The following is a 16,771-nucleotide window of genomic DNA, read 5'->3' as shown; positions in this document are numbered from 1 at the left end:
CCAATCCCTAAAAGCATCGGTATCCCACCAGAAAGGGTGAACTAGCAATCATCCTTGAGCTTTTATCTCTCTTAAGGCAGATTAATTTTATAAACGGTCTAAGTCCCGCTAGAAGCCGCGATCGCTGCGGCGCTTTGCGCGATCACTTGTTCTAAGGCTCGCAAGCGTTCCTCGGCAGCAGCGCATGAAGCGAAGCTATGCCGAAGGCAATCGCTGATATCAATTGCTACTCCGTCTATCATCACATCGCCATTATCCATTAGGGAATATCGAGCGCTATTTCGTACCCACTTCATCTGCCCTTCTGGGGAAGCGATCGGGTAATCTTGAGCGATCGGCTCAAGCGATGCAGCGGCAACTCTCAGGGCTTCATAGAAAAGTGGCTTGGAGATTTTCGAGAGTTTGTGAGAGTGTGTGGGTTCGTTCTTCTATTTTTTGCTCTAAGGTCTGATTGTAGTTAGCCAGCAATTGTTCTGCCCGTTTGCGTTCAATCGCTATGGCAACGGTATGAGCAATTAATGCCATGCCTTGCAATCGGTATTCTGATATTGGCTTGTAGGCAAACATTGCCATCACACCGACCAAGTGATTTTCAACTAATAGGGGATAGCCAGCAAAGGCAGTCATACCTTCCCGCTTTGCCCATTCTTTATCGCTAATCCAAGCATTATTCAGGACATTATTAGTTAGATGCGGCACTTTTTATTGAGCAATGAAGCCAAGTTTGGAGTAACCCACTGGTATTCGACTATGACTTCCATTCAGATGGGTGTACAAGCCCGAACTCGCTGTCAGTTCTAGAACATTATCTACTTCATTGAATAACCAGATACGGGCAAAAGCACCTTCGAGGTGTTTGACCATCGCCTCAGTACAACAGTACAGAATATCTTGTATGGTGTTGCTTTGGGTGAGGGCTAGCCCCACATCTGAGCTAAATTCAGCGAGTCTAGTTCGTTCCGCAAAATCTGCTTCTGCTTGCTTGCGTTCTGTGATATCAATAAAAGCAGCGATCGCATAAGTAACATTGCCTTGGGCATCGTATATTGGTGTTCCCCAACCCTCTATGGGAATAATTTTATCGGGTTGGTGAATTTCTATATCATCAGCCGTGGTACTTTCGCCTTGCAAAGCACGCACGAGTGGTAAGTCAGCAACAGGATACAAGCGATCAGATTGGGCAACATAGAGTTGGTAAATCCCTGGCAATAGATCGGATGTAGCTGATGGTATAAGTTCTTTCCCAAGTAACTCGCTCCCCTTGTGATTGCAATAGTAGAGTTGACCCTTAGCATCTAGCACTGCCACACCGACCGGCATAGCCTCTAGAAATTGAGTGACGCTCCTCTCACTTTCGGATAAAGCTTCATTCAACCCTTTCATTCGATCAAAGGAGACTTGCAGTTGCGCTGCCATGCTGTTAAACGACTTGCCTAGTTCTCCAAGTTCAGTCGTAAAGGGGCTGGTTAGCACCAATATATAAAGTTTTTCCGGTAATGCGGGAAAATATTGCACTCCAAGTTTCTTTACCCGCTTGTACGGCAGATTGATAGTAGGGTCTTTCAAGCGCATTGAAGTCTTTGCCAACATGGATAAGTTCTTGAGGCTCGCCTTGGCTATTAGTGGCATAGGTTCGCAATTCATAACCCGTCGATTTGCCTGAGATTCTAATTCCCAGGGGTCCATCATCAAGTCGTCCTGCTGCGACCAATTCTCGTTGGGTATCCACAAAGCCAACTAAGGCTAGATGATCGAATAGTTTTGCTTGTCGCCAGAAGTGATGTTCCAATCCAGTTGGGTTTTGCGCGTTAAGTTGACCCAGACTAAAAGCATCGGCGTTGATTTGATTGACTAGATGCCACTAAAGCGATGAGAGTCCTCGCTTTAGTGGCATCTACTTAAGGCTGATTTTAAGCTTAGTGTTGTTAGATATAGCTTTTTGTGATAACTAACCTTTTAATTAAGCTTAAGTCAATAGATGACCGCGTGCTAAATCGAGTGGGATACATTAGGCAACCCCATCGGTCAACCCTTTAAAGGGCATGAGGGTTGGGTCATCTCAGTGGCATTTAGCCCTGACTGCAAAACTCTTGTCAGTGGCAGTTATGACCAGACAATTCGCCTGTGGGACACATCTGGCAATCCCATCGGTCAACCCTTCAAAGGGCATGAGGAGGTGGCTCAAGATGCTGGCAAAACCTGTCAAAACTCGGTTTGGAACAAAACCCAAAATGCCCAATTTCTGGTCAATCAAGGTCGAGCCATTGCACGAGAGGCAAATATAGATTGATAAGTTGTTGAGAATGAGTAGCGAATAGAAATCAACCTAAAAGCTAACATAACAAGGAGAAGTCCCCGAGCCAGCCCGCCCAATGAACTCCATCGAACCCCTTCACAAGCGCTTTCCCAAAATACCGATTGAGCGACGGGCTTATGCCTTCCTCATTGATTTTGTCGCGGTTTGGCTGACTAGCTCCTTTGCGGGACGATATCCTCTCCTGCAAATGGTCGTTTTTCTGCTGCTCTGGCTGGCGATGCGGGTAATTCTCGTCTCAAATAATAAGGGGCAGAGTGTGGGACGCTGGGCAATGGATATAAAAGTTATAGATGCCAAATACAGCAAAATTCCGGGACTGGTGACGCTAGGCAAACGAGAAGGTATCCTAGGATTTTGCGCCCTCTTAGCGATGATTGGTCTAAACATCGGTTTGGCTAACGGCATCTCCATGCTACTCCTCATCGCGCCCCTGCTGGCAGATTGTGGTGTTGCTATCTCCGATCCTGATGCTCAACAAGCATTCCACGATCGCGTTGCTAAAACCATTACCATACCAACTCGTCGGGGGTTTTCCCTTGACCTGCGCGTCAAACGATGGGTTGCCCAGCTCCGCCGTCGTGTGCAAAAATAGAAATTTGTGTCTAATTTCGATAGCCCCTTTGATTTTCTAGAATTAGGACTATGGCAACCAAGAAAGGTGTCCGAATTATTATCACCTTAGAATGTACCGAGTGTCGCACCAACCCAGACAAGCGATCGAGGGGTGTTTCTCGCTACACAACTAAGAAAAACCGTCGCAACACGACGGGACGCTTGGAACTCAAAAAGTTCTGCACTCACTGCAACAAGCACACCATTCACAAAGAAATCAAGTAAGGACAGTTCTCGGTCATCAGTCCTTATCTTACCGAGCCAAAACCAATAGACCAACGACCACCAACCACGACTTATGACCTACTTTCGCAAACGCCTTTCTCCCATTAAACCCGGAGACCCGATCGATTACAAAGATGTTGAACTGCTGCGCAAATTTGTTACCGAACGCGGTAAAATATTGCCGCGTCGTATTACAGGGCTGACGTCTCAACAACAACGAGCGTTGACCCGATCAATTAAACGCGCTCGACTTTTGGCATTGCTACCCTTCGTCAACAAAGAAGGATAAGCAAAGCACCGCGAGAAAACTTCTATCACAGCGTAACAGCGGTGGTATCAGGTTATCTAGACCTTCGATACCCCGACTGAACGCTTTAGCATTGTCCCAGCAGCCCCCAGACTGGGTGTAAGCTGGTTCAATAACCTAGATCTAGATACAGTAGACAAACGCTACCGGGGTTAGCGCAACTGGTGGAAAAAGAAACACTCATTGAATTTCGCGTACATGGCGATCGCCGTCTCGCTACTGTAGACCGTCCAGAAGGCAAAAAGCACTGGATTGTCATAGACGAACGTGGTCAATCTCATACGCTTCATCCCCGACAAGTCAGTTACGAAGTTAAGGGATGTACTTTCAAACCCTCAGAAATCCCAGAGTTTCTTAAAGAGGTCGAGCCATATCTAGACCCATCGAGTTTAGAAGTGGCTTGGGAAATACTGGTCGAAGACAGCAAAGCAGTAACCTGTGCAGAAATGGCACAGTTGTTATTTTCCGACCAAAGCCCGCCCCTATGCTATGCGGCTCACTGCTTGCTCTCAGACGATAAGCTCTACTTCAAGCAAAAGGCAGATACCTACGAACCCCGTCCTGCCGCTAAGGTTGCTGAAATCAAACACCAACAACTAGCAGCAGAATCAAAGCAACGGGAACAAGAAGAATTTTTGACCCGCGTTCAGCAGAAACTGCACGGTGAAGCAGTGGAGTGGCAAGATAGCGATCGCGTTCGCATCGATATCCTAGAACGGTTTATCCTCCATCCCGAAAATGCCTCTCGTGCTGCTCAAGACATTCTAGCCCTGCTAGACCTCCCTCAAACCCCTCAAGGTGCCTTCGATGTGTTGGTGGACTTGGGCTTGTGGAGTCCTCACGAGAATTTGTTTCTGCGGCGTTCTTCATTCCCTGTTCACTTTCGTCGTGAGGTGCTTGAATTGGCGCAACAATACCTGGAGTCTCCACCTCCCGACCCAGATCAAGATCGCCTAGACCTGACTCACCTAAAGGTTTATACCATAGACGACGAAAGTACCGAAGAAATTGATGACGGGTTAAGCTTAGAAACACTTAATGATGGCGTAGAGCGTCTGTGGATTCACATCGCAGATCCGACGCGCTTAGTCATACCCGGTGACGAACTCGACCTCGAAGCCCGACGTCGCAGCACCACAGTATACCTGCCGACTGGGATGATTCCCATGTTCCCACCGGCACTAGCGACAGGTCCGATGAGTTTAGTAGAAGGTCAAGTCTGTCCGGCACTGAGTTTCGGTGTCGTATTAGATGAAGTGGGTAACGTTCAAGACTACAGTATCCACGCCAGCGTCATTAAACCCACCTATCGCCTCACCTACGAAGACGTAGATGAGATGTTGCAGCTAGGGATACGGGCAGAACCCGAGATTGCGGCGATCGCTCAATGGGCAAAGTGCCGCCAGAAATGGCGCACCTCTCAAGGAGCCATTGGCATCTATATGCCAGAAGCTGTGATTAAGGTGCGCAACGAAGACGAAATCTGCATTGACGTTTTAGAAGATTCACCAGCACGGCTGATGGTAGCCGAAATGATGATCCTGACCGGCGAAGTGGCAGGACGCTACGGTCAAACCCATGAACTGCCCCTGCCGTTTCGGGGTCAGCCCCAACCGGAAATGCCCTCCGAAGAAGAACTGCTGCAACTTCCAGCCGGACCTGTGCGTTTCTGTGCAATTCGTCGGTGTATGCCCAAAAGCGAAATGAGCATTACACCCATACGGCACGCAGGTTTAGGTTTAGGAACCTATACTCAAGTGACTTCTCCAATCCGTCGCTATACCGATTTGCTGACTCATTTTCAGCTCAAAGCGCACCTGCGTGGCGATTCTCTGCCATTTTCTGCTGAATACCTGCAAGAAACCATGCAAGGCGTTACCACAGCAGCGGCTGAAGCCACTTTGGTTGAACGGCAGACCAATCGCTATTGGGGATTAGAATATTTACGGCGTCACTCTGATCAACCCTGGCATGCTCTAATGCTGCGCTGGTTGCGAGAACACGATAACTTAGGGTTAATTCTTTTAGAAGACTTGGGTTTAGAACTCGTCATGCGCTTCAAGCGCTCCATCAGACCGGGCGATAGATTGGAAGTCAAAGTAGAACGCTCTGACCCCCGTCAGGATGTGATTCAGTTCCGAGAACTGGTGGATCAAGCAGTAGAGTCTGCGGCTACTTGAGTAGGGAGAATTTAGATGACAACCTATTTAGTAACAGGTGCTAGTCGTGGCATTGGCTACGAGTTCTGCCGACAGCTCAAAGAGTCCGGTGAAACGGTTATCGCCGTCTGCCGTTCGGCATCTGACGAACTGAAGAATCTGGGGGTACGAGTAGAAACAGATATCGATATTACCTCCGACCAAGCGGTTGCTGACTTGGTAAAGCGTTTGCAAGGCACTCCCATTGACGTTCTAATCAACAATGCCGGAATTGTAAAGAAAAATACCCTAGAAAACCTCGACTTTGACAGCATCAGGCAGCAGTTTGAAGTCAACGCCCTCGGCCCATTGCGGGTGACTCAGGCACTGCTTCCCAATCTCAAGGCGGGTTCTAAAGTCGTGATAATGACTAGCCGCATGGGTTCAATTGAAGACAATACCTCTGGTGACTACTACGGTTATCGGATGTCGAAAGTCGCCCTTTCTATGGCTGGCAAGTCTCTCTCCATCGATTTGGAGCCTCGACAAATTTCAGTAGCTATCCTGCATCCGGGAATGGTCAGTACAAGGATGACGGGTTTTAGCGGCACTCCTCCCTCAGCAGCGGTTAAAGGGTTGTTAGCGAGGATTGAAGAATTGAATCTCGAAAACTCTGGCACCTTCTGGCACGCCAACGGTGAAGTGCTTCCCTGGTGAGGTAATGAGTGAAAGCATACACCCACCAGGGATAGGAATTGGCTAATTAGCCTTTTTTCAAGTCAGTTTTTGATTTGTAGTAAACTTTTGGGCCAGTATCCTGTACGAAATGGCAGTTACGCCAAGAATGCAGGAAAGCTTTAATGATGGATTCATCAGATTTGCGATAGTAGTCCCCTAAAATCGGCTTGATTGCCTCTGTTGCTGTTTTCAGATGGTAGTGAGGCATATTGAGGAACAGATGGTGGGCGACGTGGGTGCCGATATCGTGGTGAATGCTGTTGATAAAGCCATAGTCACGGTCAATGGTCGAGAGAGAACCTTTGAGGAAATACCAGTCCTTACCACGATACCAGGGAATGTCTTGTTCTGTATGGTGCACAAAGGTGACTAAATCGAGCCAGACAACAAAAACTACATAGGGACCGAGATAATATTTTAGCAAGAATAGCCAGCCGTACTGATACGTCAGCCATCCCAAAAACCCAACCATCAAAGTCCAGAGGATGGTGCTGGTAATAACATCCCACTTTTCAGAAGGTCGAAACAGGGGGCTACTTGGGAGGAAGTGAGAGCCGGCTTCCCTTTCAGGAGAGCGAGCGAATAGATAAAGCGGGTAGACAACCAGCAAAACATCGAAGCGTAACAATTTTTCCCACCAGCGCATTGTCCGATACTTGGCTTCGGTTACGGGATACCAGCTTTCATCGGTGTGGATGTTCCCAGTGTTTTGGTGGTGAGTTCTGTGGCTAATGCGCCACCCGTGGTAGGGAACCAAAATGGGAATGTGAGCCAGATGCCCAATTAGATTATTAAGCCATTTCTTTTTGGAAAAAGAACCATGACCACAGTCGTGTCCAACGACAAAGAGCGCCCAAAACAAGGTGCCTTGCATTAGCCAGAACACAGGAAAGAACCACCAGGAGTCAAAAAAAAAGGCTACCTCATACAGGATGCCGATGATAAAGATGTCTAGGAAAAAGTAAGAGAGTGACTTCCAGGGGGATGGCTCGAAGCAATGGGGGGGAATCGCCGATTTTAGTTGTTGTAGGGTGAAGGGAAGTTCAGAATGACCATTATTGGATGATTCCTCTTCAGGAGGTTTGTTTAACTCAACAAGGTTGGATTGCACGTAGTTTCTGCTTTGACTGGGTTTTAAACAATGGCAAACATTCTAACCTCAAAGGTATTGGTAAAGTCAGAGAGTGATAACAGAGAAAATTTTCTGTATTAATAGATACTGTTAATTTATTATTTTTGTGACATAATACACAATATTTTTGTGTTTATAGAGGTTTTCAAATGGATTGCTACTATAAAAGTATTCATATTACAGCTTGTTCTTTTATGTTTCACAAGCCTAACGAAACTTGCCACCAGGTAAAAGTCTGAGGCAAGATCGCATTAAATATTAAGTTAGGGGCTAGCCAATGATGGTTTCCGCCAATACTGTGTATTCCAATCTCAAAAAAATTGACCGAGTTGACCTGGTTACTAGTGCTCTTTACCGAGAACAAGCTCAAGATATACTAGCTACGCCGTCAATAGAGTTGAAACTTAGAACAGCGATCGCTGAACTGCTCAACCACGTCAATCAAGAACTCGCCCTGCAAACCGTTGGCAGTGAAGATAGTTACTGAGTAACTACTTTACAACCTAAAAGTGAAAGACAATTATTAAGCAATGTTACACCCAGTTGTTAAGGTGTATTTCAAGTTGAGCCAATATTTAACTTTAGCGGTCAAATCAGTCAAATGTCCGTGATACGATGCGATTCGTACCTCGAAAACGATAGGGAGAAAACATGCCAGCACTAAGGGTTGCTGTTGTTGGGTCAGGACCAGCAGGCTCGTCTGCCGCTGAGACTTTGGCAAAAGCTGGAATCGAAACGTACTTGTTCGAGCGCAAGCTCGACAATGCTAAACCCTGTGGCGGAGCCATCCCGCTGTGTATGGTAAGTGAGTTTGACCTGCCACCAGAGATTATTGACCGACGGGTGAGAAAAATGAAAATGATCTCGCCGTCTAACGTTGAAGTCGATATCAATCTCATAAAAGAAGACGAATATATCGGGATGTGCCGCCGTGAGGTACTCGATGGCTTCATGCGCAATCGCGCTGCCAAGCTGGGTGCCAATTTAATTAACGGTACAGTTCACAAACTTGAGATTCCCACAAATAATACCGACCCTTATACCCTCCACTACGCCGACCATTCAGATGGCAGTCTCAAGGGTGTGCAAAAAACCCTCAAGGTTGATCTAGTCATCGGTGCAGATGGCGCAAATTCTCGTGTTGCCAAAGCCATTGATGCTGGGGATTACAATTACGCGATCGCATTTCAAGAGCGGATTCGCCTGCCAGAACCCCAGATGGCTTACTACGAAGATCTTGCAGAAATGTATGTCGGTAACGACGTTTCCCCCGACTTCTACGCTTGGGTGTTCCCCAAATACGACCACGTCGCCGTCGGCACCGGCACGATGAAGGTTAACCAAGCCAAGATCAAGCAGTTACAAGCCGGAATACGCGCTCGTGCTGCTAAAAAACTAGTCGGTGGTGAAATTATCAAAGTGGAAGCTCACCCCATTCCAGAGCACCCCAGACCTCGACGGGTTGTTGGTCGAGTGGCATTAGTAGGCGATGCTGCCGGTACTGTTACCAAGTCCTCTGGTGAGGGGATTTACTTTGCTGCCAAATCAGCACGGATGTGTGCCGAAACCATTGTCGAAACCTCCAACGGCGGAACTCGCATCCCCACCGAAGACGACCTCAAGCTCTACCTGAAGCAATGGGATAAGAAGTACGGCATGACCTACAAAGTCCTAGATATTCTGCAAACCGTCTTCTATCGTACCGACGCCACCCGCGAAGCGTTTGTGGAAATGTGTTCCGACAAAGACGTGCAGAAACTCACGTTTGACAGCTATCTTTACAAAACGGTTGTACCCGCTAATCCCCTAATTCAGCTCAAGATTACTGCCAAGACTATTGGTAGTCTGTTGCGGGGAAATGCACTAGCTCCCTAGTAAGCTGACACCCGCCTAGAACCCCGACTTCTTCGAGAAGTCGGGGTTCTAAACCGCAGAACACATCCTATTCCCCGACTGGAAACTTTCGCTCTCGCACCTCAGTGCTATACTCCTGCACCGCTTGACTCATTACTTCTCGCAAATTTGCATAAGACTTAGCAAAAGGTGGCTGCCGTTCCGAAAGCCCCAACATATCCGCCGTAACCAGTACCTGTCCATCACAAGAGGAACCCGCTCCAATTCCAATTGTAGGAATCGTTAACTTTTGCGTAATTTCTCTTGCCAAGTCAGCAGGAATATGCTCTAAAACGATCGCAAATATACCCGCCTCAGCCAGTGCGATCGCTTCAGCAAAAATCCGTTCAGCCGCTTCCTCTGTTTTTCCTTGCTGTCGATAACCCAATAGATGCACCGATTGTGGTGTCAAACCGACATGACCCATTACCGGAATTCCCACGGCTGTTAACTGAGCCACCGTTTGCAAAACTGCCGGATGTCCACCTTCCAACTTTATCGCTTGTGCTCCGGTTTCTTTCAACACTCGACCTGCCGAATGCATGGCTTGTTGAGGACTTTCCTGATAACTCATAAACGGCAAGTCACAAACGACCAAAGCTCGTTTAACCCCCCGACGTACTGCTTTGGTATGGTGCAACATCTCCTCCAGCGTTAGCGGCAACGTTGTTTCGTAGCCCAACGTCACCATTCCCAAAGAATCTCCCACCAGGATAATATCCACTCCGGCTGCATCCAACACCTGAGCGATCGCATAGTCCCAAGCTGTCAGCACTACAATCGGACGCCCCTGTTGTTTCCATTGGTTTAGCTGTTGGATGTTAACCATTAGTTATTAGTTATTAATCATGGGTCATTAGTCATTGATTTTTACAAAGGACAAAGGGCGAATGACAAATAACAAACCACAAATGACTAAAACGTTTCTGGGGGATTTTTGATAAACGCTAAATGTGGTCTGACAAGACCACTACTCAAACTTACCCAAGCCAGTCCTTCTGTCGTTCCCACCCATAACTTATTACCCGTGTCTGGAGACAGAGAAAGAATGCGATCAGACGGCAGATTGGGAATTTCACCGAGTACTGCTCCTGTTTCAGCTCGGATTTTTAACAAGCCGTTTTCAGTCCCCACCCAAACACTACCATCCAGTGCAAAGCGGACGGACGTTACACTGCGACCCCTCAAGGGTGTCACAGAACGTGGTTCTTGAAAGGGATTTTCAGGATCGATAACCAGCAAGCTGTTCGGCGTTCCCACCCAGAGATTGCCATCGGGTCCAGTGGTCAAAGCTTGCACGATAGTTCCTGAGAGGTTGCCGATACGACCTGTAACAAAGGCACTGGAAGTATCGACTCGCACCAGTCCCTCTAGAGTGCCGACCCAAAGCTGACCATCCTCATCTAGGGTGAGGGCGTTAGCGCTAACTCCCGGAAGTTCTTGTACGGTTGTCATCAATAATCCCTGGTCGGGACTGATTAGGGTAAGACCGCGATCGCTTCCCACCCAAAGATAGCCTCGGCGATCGACCAACAGTGATAGTACGCGATTTGAGGGCAGCGTGAAATTTTGAGCGGTCACTTCGTTGCTACGGGGGTCTACTCGCAACAGCCCTTCGTAGGTTCCCACCCAAATCCGTCCTACCCGGTCTTGTGCCAACGCGCCGATAGTGTAATTGGGCAAAGCGACACGAGTTTTTACTTGTCCGGTGTTGGGGTTAATTCTCGCTAACCCTGACCAGGAACCCACCCAGAGATCGCCGGTATAGTCAGGTTGCAAGGCAGGCACCCGAAAATCAGTAGGCAGGGGTTGTACTTCTTGCCGGAGGCGTTCCCGTGGCAGTGGGTCGCCCCCTGGTGGTGGCGAAGTTCCTTGGTAATCCGGTGCTGAGTCGTCGATATTCGTTTGTGCAGAAACCAAACCCCGATCAAGTTGTACCCGTGCCTCTGGCGTTGGTATTAGGGAAGGTGCATTCAACCCCAAGAGTATTGCACTGATGACAAGACCGATACGGGCATTCGCAAACCCCATGTTTTTTCTGGTTAATTTGTCGGCTTTTTCCTTCTCTATCTTAATCGGGCAAGCAATTAGAACGATATTTCAATGCAACTGGGCATCCAGTCCTGACGGCGGACTCTGAGAGGAGGTAACGTTTCGTGAATTCTGCGTTGTCTGTCTTATTTGCTTTATTGACCAAACTCTCCCTTCTGCTTCCCTTCTTTCTTAAGACTTGAAGGCAATTGAGCCCGATTACCTCCTCTTCTATCGAATCGGGTTCATTTGTAACGCAAAAGCAATAAAAATTAATAATTTGTATCTTTATAAAGATACCTTATACATTTCTAAAGAATATTTGAATTTAAACTAATCCAATTCTTGGTATATTGACAACGGTGATGAAAATCATAGAGCATTACCTAATGGACTGAATCGGCTGAAAACATTGTCTTTGCCAAGTCAAGTTTGCAATGAACTAACAGTCATTGGGTAATCCCAGACAGAAACCAACACTAGGGATTGGGGTAATGGTGTTGCCCCAGTTGAAGGCTTATTTGGCAAGCCTTTAACAAAGATTTTATTGTCCATAGTTGGAGCTAAATCTAAAACACCAAATTAGCAAGTGCCTGTCGCAACGTTCAGTAGTTCCTAAGGAAGGAAAGCATGGCTTACTCGAAAACCAAAACTCAGTCAAAGACTGGGTACGACGCCGGGGTAAAAGATTATAAATTAACTTATTACACTCCGGATTACACTCCTAAAGATACCGATATTCTGGCGGCGTTTCGCATGACCCCGCAGCCGGGAGTGCCTCCTGAAGAAGCGGGTGCTGCTGTTGCTGCTGAGTCTTCTACGGGTACTTGGACAACGGTATGGACAGACCTGCTGACTGACCTCGACCGTTACAAAGGTCGTTGCTATGACATTGAGCCAGTCCGTGGGGAAGACAACCAGTACATCTGCTTTGTGGCATACCCATTGGATCTCTTTGAAGAAGGTTCTGTCACCAACTTGCTGACCTCTTTGGTCGGTAACGTCTTTGGTTTCAAAGCTTTACGGGCGCTGCGTTTGGAAGACCTGCGAATTCCTATCGCTTACCTAAAGACCTTCCAAGGTCCTCCTCACGGTATTACCGTTGAGCGCGACAAACTGAACAAGTATGGTCGTCCGTTATTGGGTTGCACGATTAAGCCTAAATTAGGTCTGTCTGCTAAGAACTACGGTCGTGCAGTTTATGAAGTTCTGCGCGGTGGTTTGGACTTCACCAAAGACGACGAAAACATCAACTCCCAGCCCTTCATGCGCTGGCGTGATCGCTTCCTGTTCGTCCAAGAAGCCATTGAGAAAGCCCAGGCTGAAACGGGTGAAGTTAAAGGTCACTACCTCAACGTCACCGCCCCCACCTGTGAAGAAATGATGGAGCGTGCGGAGTTCGCCAAAGAAATCGGCACCCCCATCATCATGCACGACTACCTGACTGGTGGTTTCACCGCTAACACCTCCTTGGCTAAGTGGTGTCGCCGCAACGGTGTCCTGCTACACATCCACCGTGCAATGCACGCGGTAATTGACCGTCAAAAGAATCACGGTATCCACTTCCGCGTTCTTGCTAAGTGTCTGCGGATGTCTGGTGGAGACCACCTCCACTCCGGTACTGTGGTTGGTAAGCTCGAAGGTGAGAAAGGTATCACCATGGGCTTCGTTGACCTGATGCGCGAAGACCACATCGAACAAGACCGTGAGCGTGGAATTTACTTCACTCAAGATTGGGCATCTATGCCCGGAGTAATGCCCGTTGCTTCCGGTGGTATCCACGTTTGGCATATGCCTGCGTTGGTTGAAATCTTCGGCGATGATTCCTGCCTACAATTCGGTGGCGGCACCCTCGGTCACCCCTGGGGTAATGCTCCTGGTGCAACAGCAAACCGGGTTGCCCTGGAAGCTTGTGTCCAAGCCCGTAACGAAGGTCGTAACCTGATGCGTGAAGGTGGCGACGTTATCCGCGAAGCTTGCAAGTGGAGTCCTGAGTTGGCAACCGCTTGTGAACTGTGGAAGGAAATCAAGTTCGAGTTCGAGGCGATGGACACCGTCTGATCTAAAGTGCTGAGTGCTGAGTCCTGGGTGACAAAGTATACTCAGGATTCAGTACTCAAAATTCAGCACTTACTAGGCAGGGTTCAGAAGATGGATCTAAAACAAGTTGCGAAAGATACAGCCAAGGTGTTGACTAGCTACTTTACCTATCAGGCGCTACGGACAGTTATGGCTCAGTTGAGTGAAACTGACCCTCCCCAGGCACTATGGCTGCATTCCTTTTCTTCAAGGAACAGTATCCAAGATGGTGAAGCTTTCCTGCTAGCCTTACTTCAAGAGAAACAAGAGCTAGCGCTTCGACTCATGACTGTACGGCAGCACATGGCAGAAGAAGTAGCAGAGTTCTTACCTGAAATGGTTCGCACTAGCATCCAGCAGTCAAACACAGAACATCGGCGTCAGCATCTAGAGCGCATTACGCAATTTATAAGCTCTGAACCCCCTAGCTACCCCGAACAGCAACCTGATTCAGAAAACTAATACGACTGAGTCAGGGACACCATAAAGCCTCTAGGTTGTATACCCTTACTTCAATTTACGAGCATAACCCATGCAAACTTTACCGAAAGAGCGTCGTTACGAAACCCTATCCTATTTGCCACCCCTGAGCGATGCGCAAATTATCAGACAAGTGGAGTATATTCTGGAGCAGGGCTACATTCCAGCTATCGAATTCAGCGAATCTTCAGAACCGACGCAACACTATTGGACATTGTGGAAGCTTCCTTTATTTCAAGCTCGCTCACCTAAAGAAGTGATGGCGGAAGTGGATGCTTGTCGCTCTGACTACCGTGATAGTTTTATCCGAGTTGTCGGGTTTGATAACATCAAGCAGTGCCAAGTTCTCAGTTTCATTGTTTACAAACCCAATGAAGCTGGTGCCCGCCGGAGCTACTACTAAACTAATCTGCTGATTGCTAAAATTTTCTGAGATTGAAAATTGAAAGGAGAGGTTAAGCCTCTCCTTTTTTTATAGATTTTATAGATAACGTAGGTTTCTAGAACCTTAGTCTGGTCAACTAGAGCTGTATTTCAAGCTGCCGCTATAGTTCGTTAGAACTTAGCGGTGAGTTGTTGACTCCCTCAAAACCGCATTGCTCCAGTGGGAATTTGCTCCTCTTGTTGTTCTTCATAGTCTTCTTCGTCCTCAAAGCTCTCTTCTTCTTCATCATCAACACTATCAACAATCTCTTCAACCTCTTCAACCGGGGTGATAGAGACAGGTTTATCGACACCGTTGATAATGGCTCCCAAGAGGGGTGACGGTTCAGCTTCCACTAATTCTTCAGCAGTCTGAGTTAACACCGCCTTCTCACTGTAACCCGGTCGGGTAACGAGTACCATGCCGTCTGTTAGAGGTTGAAGCAACCAAGCATCATTGCACTGGGAGAGTGCAGGACTATCTACAACCACAAAGTCAAACCGACCGCGAGCGTCTGTCAGCAACTGCTCTAGTTCCTTCGATTCGAGAATGGCAGCCGCTTGTCGCTGAGGTCCCGGACTGGGTACGATGTAGAGATTTTCAATATCAGGAGCTAACTTAATGCATCCGCTCTTGGAGCTGTAGTAAAGCAGGGGTTGAACGCGGGCGTCGGAGTCAGAGGTGACTTTAAAGATTTTAGATTGAGAGGGCGATCGCAAGTCCCCTTCTACTAACAGGGTACGCTTACCGGCTTGGGCTGAAGCGATCGCCAGGTTGTAAGCAGTCACCGTCTTGCCTTCTCCTGGAGTCGTACTTGTCACCAATACCACTTTTAAGGATTTATTCTCCCCACGCACCAAGTTACTGCGGAATCGCTCGTAGAACTCTAAGTAAGGAGAATCGGGATTGAGCAAAATACCTGTTTGTCCAAAGTCTGGATCGAGAGTCATGACGGAGGGCAGTTCTGCCAAGATGGGTACATCTTGTTGCGCCAGTACCTGCTGTATCTCCTGTGCTGTGTAAAGCTTGCTATCCAGAATTGCCAGCAACACAATCAGTCCACCTGCCGCCACTAAACCGAAAAATGTCCCCCCTGCCAAGATCACAATGGGATTGCTTTTTTCGACACCTCCCCCAATGGCGTTGACTTGTGGAGCTTGGGCAACCGCCAGATTACTGACTGTCTCAGCTTCTCCGGTCTTAGCATTAAATAACGATGTCTGCAAAGTATTGTAAAAATTCTGTCTCATCGTGAACTGGTTTTGCAGCGCCATACGCTCTAGCTGCTTGGTTGGCAGTTTTTGATACTGTTCCAAGAGCTCCTTCTCAGTTCTCTTCATGGCAACCAATTGCTGTCTGAGAGTATCTCGCTGGGTTTGCAGGGCGACTAACTGATTTGCCAGTTGCATCCGGGCGGGGTCTAGGTTGCTATCTTGACGAATTTTGGGGAGTGTTAGAGGTTCACCTAACCCATTGCCACCGATGACTTCAGTCGCACGCTGCTGTAGCATTTTTTCAGAAGTCTGTCGTTGTCGCAGTAACTCTGCCACATTCGGGTGGGCATCTTTATACCCTTGACTCTTGAGCATTTGATACTGAGTATCGGCTTGCATAATTTGGCTGCGCAAGCTAGCAATCGTTGGGTCAGCACTCAAGGCTGAATTGGTATAAGCTTGGTCAGCCGTCAACCCCAGCCGATTTTCCAAGCTGGCGATCTGAGTATCCATACCTTCTAGAGTCAGTTGAAGCTGCCGTTGCTGCTGCTGGCTACCTGTAATCGAACCCAACAGTGTACCATCTTGAGCTGCCGCCAAAGCTGCTCCCTCAATCCGGTCGTAGCGTTCTAATTCCTGCTGGGCTTCTTGAAGTTCGGCTTTGGCTTCTGCGGCTCGGGTTTCAATTGAGTCAATGATCGCTCGTAGCCGTTCACTGTTCACCAAACGGCTCTGTTCTACCATCTTCTGCATCAGCACATCTACGGTTTTCGCCGCTTTCTCCGGATCGCCATCTTTATAGATGACTCCAATAATTGATGGTGCTTGTTTTTTATCATCATCGCCGCCACCAAACTTCAACTCCACCTGCTTTACCAGGTCTTTTGCCTTAGTTCCTACAGCAGTTGCTGTCGCTTCGACCACATTGTCGGCTAATAGCAGCTCCTCAGTCAGATTGGTTCCTTCCTGCTGAATCTGCTGTCCCGTTGGTGAAAATGTCGTGGGCAGAGTGGTCACTCTCAAAACCCCAACTGCCTCGTAAGACGTAGCGGCTTCCTCCGATGGCATGATTGCCACAATACCTGCTAGCCCGCTGATCAGAGCAAAAACAATCATTCCCGTCACCTTGTGGCGATCGAGAGCGATAATATAACGTTTGACTATGGGGGGGGTCATGGCAG

General features: G+C 48.0%; 19 protein-coding genes. 11 read left to right on the top strand and 8 right to left on the bottom strand.

The genetic code is table 11. The features are described 5' to 3' along the window. Window positions 1-98: 98 nt before the first annotated feature. The 4 genes from IQ257_RS11400 to IQ257_RS30050 all read right to left on the bottom strand — a co-directional run bounded on the left by IQ257_RS11400 (window position 99) and on the right by IQ257_RS30050 (window position 1,789). Window positions 99-296, bottom strand: a complete 198-nt coding sequence (locus tag IQ257_RS11400; RefSeq protein ID WP_193873522.1) for a hypothetical protein — start codon at window positions 294-296, stop codon at window positions 99-101. A 73-nt stretch (window positions 297-369) separates the two neighbouring features. Beyond that, window positions 370-699, bottom strand: coding sequence for a GAF domain-containing protein (locus tag IQ257_RS11395; protein ID WP_193873521.1), 330 nt, complete (start codon window positions 697-699; stop codon window positions 370-372). Between the two features lie 3 nt (window positions 700-702). Next, window positions 703-1,515, bottom strand: coding sequence for a PAS domain S-box protein (locus IQ257_RS11390; RefSeq protein WP_322744289.1), 813 nt, complete (start codon window positions 1,513-1,515; stop codon window positions 703-705). Then, entirely contained in the window at window positions 1,448-1,789 is a 342-nt protein-coding gene (locus IQ257_RS30050) for a hypothetical protein (protein WP_228060627.1), read from the bottom strand. Before IQ257_RS30050 ends, IQ257_RS11390 begins: the two co-directional genes overlap by 68 nt. A 204-nt stretch (window positions 1,790-1,993) precedes the next feature. Between IQ257_RS30050 and IQ257_RS11385 the strand changes: the two genes are divergently transcribed. The 6 genes from IQ257_RS11385 (at window position 1,994) to IQ257_RS11360 (ending at window position 6,316) form a co-directional block, all read left to right on the top strand. Next, window positions 1,994-2,290: a WD40 repeat domain-containing protein gene (locus tag IQ257_RS11385; RefSeq protein WP_193873538.1), complete on the top strand. Its 297-nt coding sequence runs from the start codon at window positions 1,994-1,996 to the stop codon at window positions 2,288-2,290. 82 nt (window positions 2,291-2,372) lie between these two features. After that, window positions 2,373-2,909, top strand: a complete 537-nt coding sequence (locus tag IQ257_RS11380) for an RDD family protein (protein ID WP_193873519.1) — start codon at window positions 2,373-2,375, stop codon at window positions 2,907-2,909. A 50-nt stretch (window positions 2,910-2,959) separates the two neighbouring features. Continuing rightward, window positions 2,960-3,154 (top strand): 50S ribosomal protein L33, encoded by a 195-nt coding sequence (gene rpmG / locus IQ257_RS11375; RefSeq protein WP_193873518.1) that lies wholly within the window; start codon window positions 2,960-2,962, stop codon window positions 3,152-3,154. 73 nt (window positions 3,155-3,227) lie between these two features. Continuing rightward, window positions 3,228-3,443, top strand: a complete 216-nt coding sequence (gene rpsR / locus IQ257_RS11370; RefSeq protein WP_193873517.1) for a 30S ribosomal protein S18 — start codon at window positions 3,228-3,230, stop codon at window positions 3,441-3,443. 182 nt (window positions 3,444-3,625) lie between these two features. Continuing rightward, window positions 3,626-5,641: a ribonuclease catalytic domain-containing protein gene (locus IQ257_RS11365; RefSeq protein WP_193873516.1), complete on the top strand. Its 2,016-nt coding sequence runs from the start codon at window positions 3,626-3,628 to the stop codon at window positions 5,639-5,641. A 15-nt stretch (window positions 5,642-5,656) separates the two neighbouring features. Next, the gene (locus tag IQ257_RS11360) at window positions 5,657-6,316 is read left to right on the top strand and encodes an SDR family oxidoreductase (protein WP_193873515.1); all 660 of its coding nucleotides are present in this window, start codon (window positions 5,657-5,659) and stop codon (window positions 6,314-6,316) included. Window positions 6,317-6,362: 46 nt separating this feature from the next. Here IQ257_RS11360 and IQ257_RS11355 read toward each other — a convergent pair whose 3' ends face one another. Next, window positions 6,363-7,448 (bottom strand): DUF3474 domain-containing protein, encoded by a 1,086-nt coding sequence (locus IQ257_RS11355; RefSeq protein WP_193873514.1) that lies wholly within the window; start codon window positions 7,446-7,448, stop codon window positions 6,363-6,365. A gap of 298 nt (window positions 7,449-7,746) precedes the next feature. On the opposite strand from IQ257_RS11355, the gene IQ257_RS11350 reads away from it, so the two are divergent. Together IQ257_RS11350 and chlP are read left to right on the top strand one after the other, a co-directional pair. Beyond that, a complete protein-coding gene (locus IQ257_RS11350; RefSeq protein ID WP_193873513.1) occupies window positions 7,747-7,956 on the top strand; it encodes a hypothetical protein in 210 nt (69 codons plus the stop codon). 164 nt (window positions 7,957-8,120) lie between these two features. Beyond that, entirely contained in the window at window positions 8,121-9,344 is a 1,224-nt protein-coding gene (gene chlP / locus IQ257_RS11345; RefSeq protein WP_193873512.1) for a geranylgeranyl reductase, read from the top strand. Window positions 9,345-9,411: 67 nt separating this feature from the next. On the opposite strand, the gene panB is transcribed toward chlP, so the two are convergent. Together panB and IQ257_RS11335 are read right to left on the bottom strand one after the other, a co-directional pair. Continuing rightward, window positions 9,412-10,191 carry a 3-methyl-2-oxobutanoate hydroxymethyltransferase gene (gene panB, locus IQ257_RS11340; protein ID WP_193873511.1) on the bottom strand — a complete coding sequence of 260 codons (780 nt, stop codon included), beginning with the start codon at window positions 10,189-10,191 and terminating at the stop codon, window positions 9,412-9,414. An 86-nt stretch (window positions 10,192-10,277) separates the two neighbouring features. Further along, window positions 10,278-11,393 (bottom strand): ligand-binding sensor domain-containing protein, encoded by a 1,116-nt coding sequence (locus IQ257_RS11335; RefSeq protein WP_193873510.1) that lies wholly within the window; start codon window positions 11,391-11,393, stop codon window positions 10,278-10,280. A gap of 630 nt (window positions 11,394-12,023) precedes the next feature. On the opposite strand from IQ257_RS11335, the gene IQ257_RS11330 reads away from it, so the two are divergent. The 3 genes from IQ257_RS11330 to IQ257_RS11320 all read left to right on the top strand — a co-directional run bounded on the left by IQ257_RS11330 (window position 12,024) and on the right by IQ257_RS11320 (window position 14,355). After that, window positions 12,024-13,454 carry a form I ribulose bisphosphate carboxylase large subunit gene (locus tag IQ257_RS11330; protein WP_193873509.1) on the top strand — a complete coding sequence of 477 codons (1,431 nt, stop codon included), beginning with the start codon at window positions 12,024-12,026 and terminating at the stop codon, window positions 13,452-13,454. Window positions 13,455-13,544: 90 nt separating this feature from the next. After that, window positions 13,545-13,934 (top strand): RuBisCO chaperone RbcX, encoded by a 390-nt coding sequence (rcbX, locus tag IQ257_RS11325; RefSeq protein ID WP_193873508.1) that lies wholly within the window; start codon window positions 13,545-13,547, stop codon window positions 13,932-13,934. 70 nt (window positions 13,935-14,004) lie between these two features. Continuing rightward, window positions 14,005-14,355: a ribulose bisphosphate carboxylase small subunit gene (locus IQ257_RS11320; protein WP_193873507.1), complete on the top strand. Its 351-nt coding sequence runs from the start codon at window positions 14,005-14,007 to the stop codon at window positions 14,353-14,355. A gap of 182 nt (window positions 14,356-14,537) precedes the next feature. Here IQ257_RS11320 and IQ257_RS11315 read toward each other — a convergent pair whose 3' ends face one another. Next, a complete protein-coding gene (locus tag IQ257_RS11315; RefSeq protein WP_193873506.1) occupies window positions 14,538-16,766 on the bottom strand; it encodes a GumC family protein in 2,229 nt (742 codons plus the stop codon). Between the last annotated feature and the right edge of the window lie 5 nt (window positions 16,767-16,771).

The sequence above is a fragment of the Coleofasciculus sp. LEGE 07092 genome, assembly GCF_015207375.1.
Classification (GTDB): Bacteria; Cyanobacteriota; Cyanobacteriia; order Cyanobacteriales; family Coleofasciculaceae; genus LEGE-07092.
This window is presented reverse-complemented; position numbering and strand designations above follow the sequence as displayed.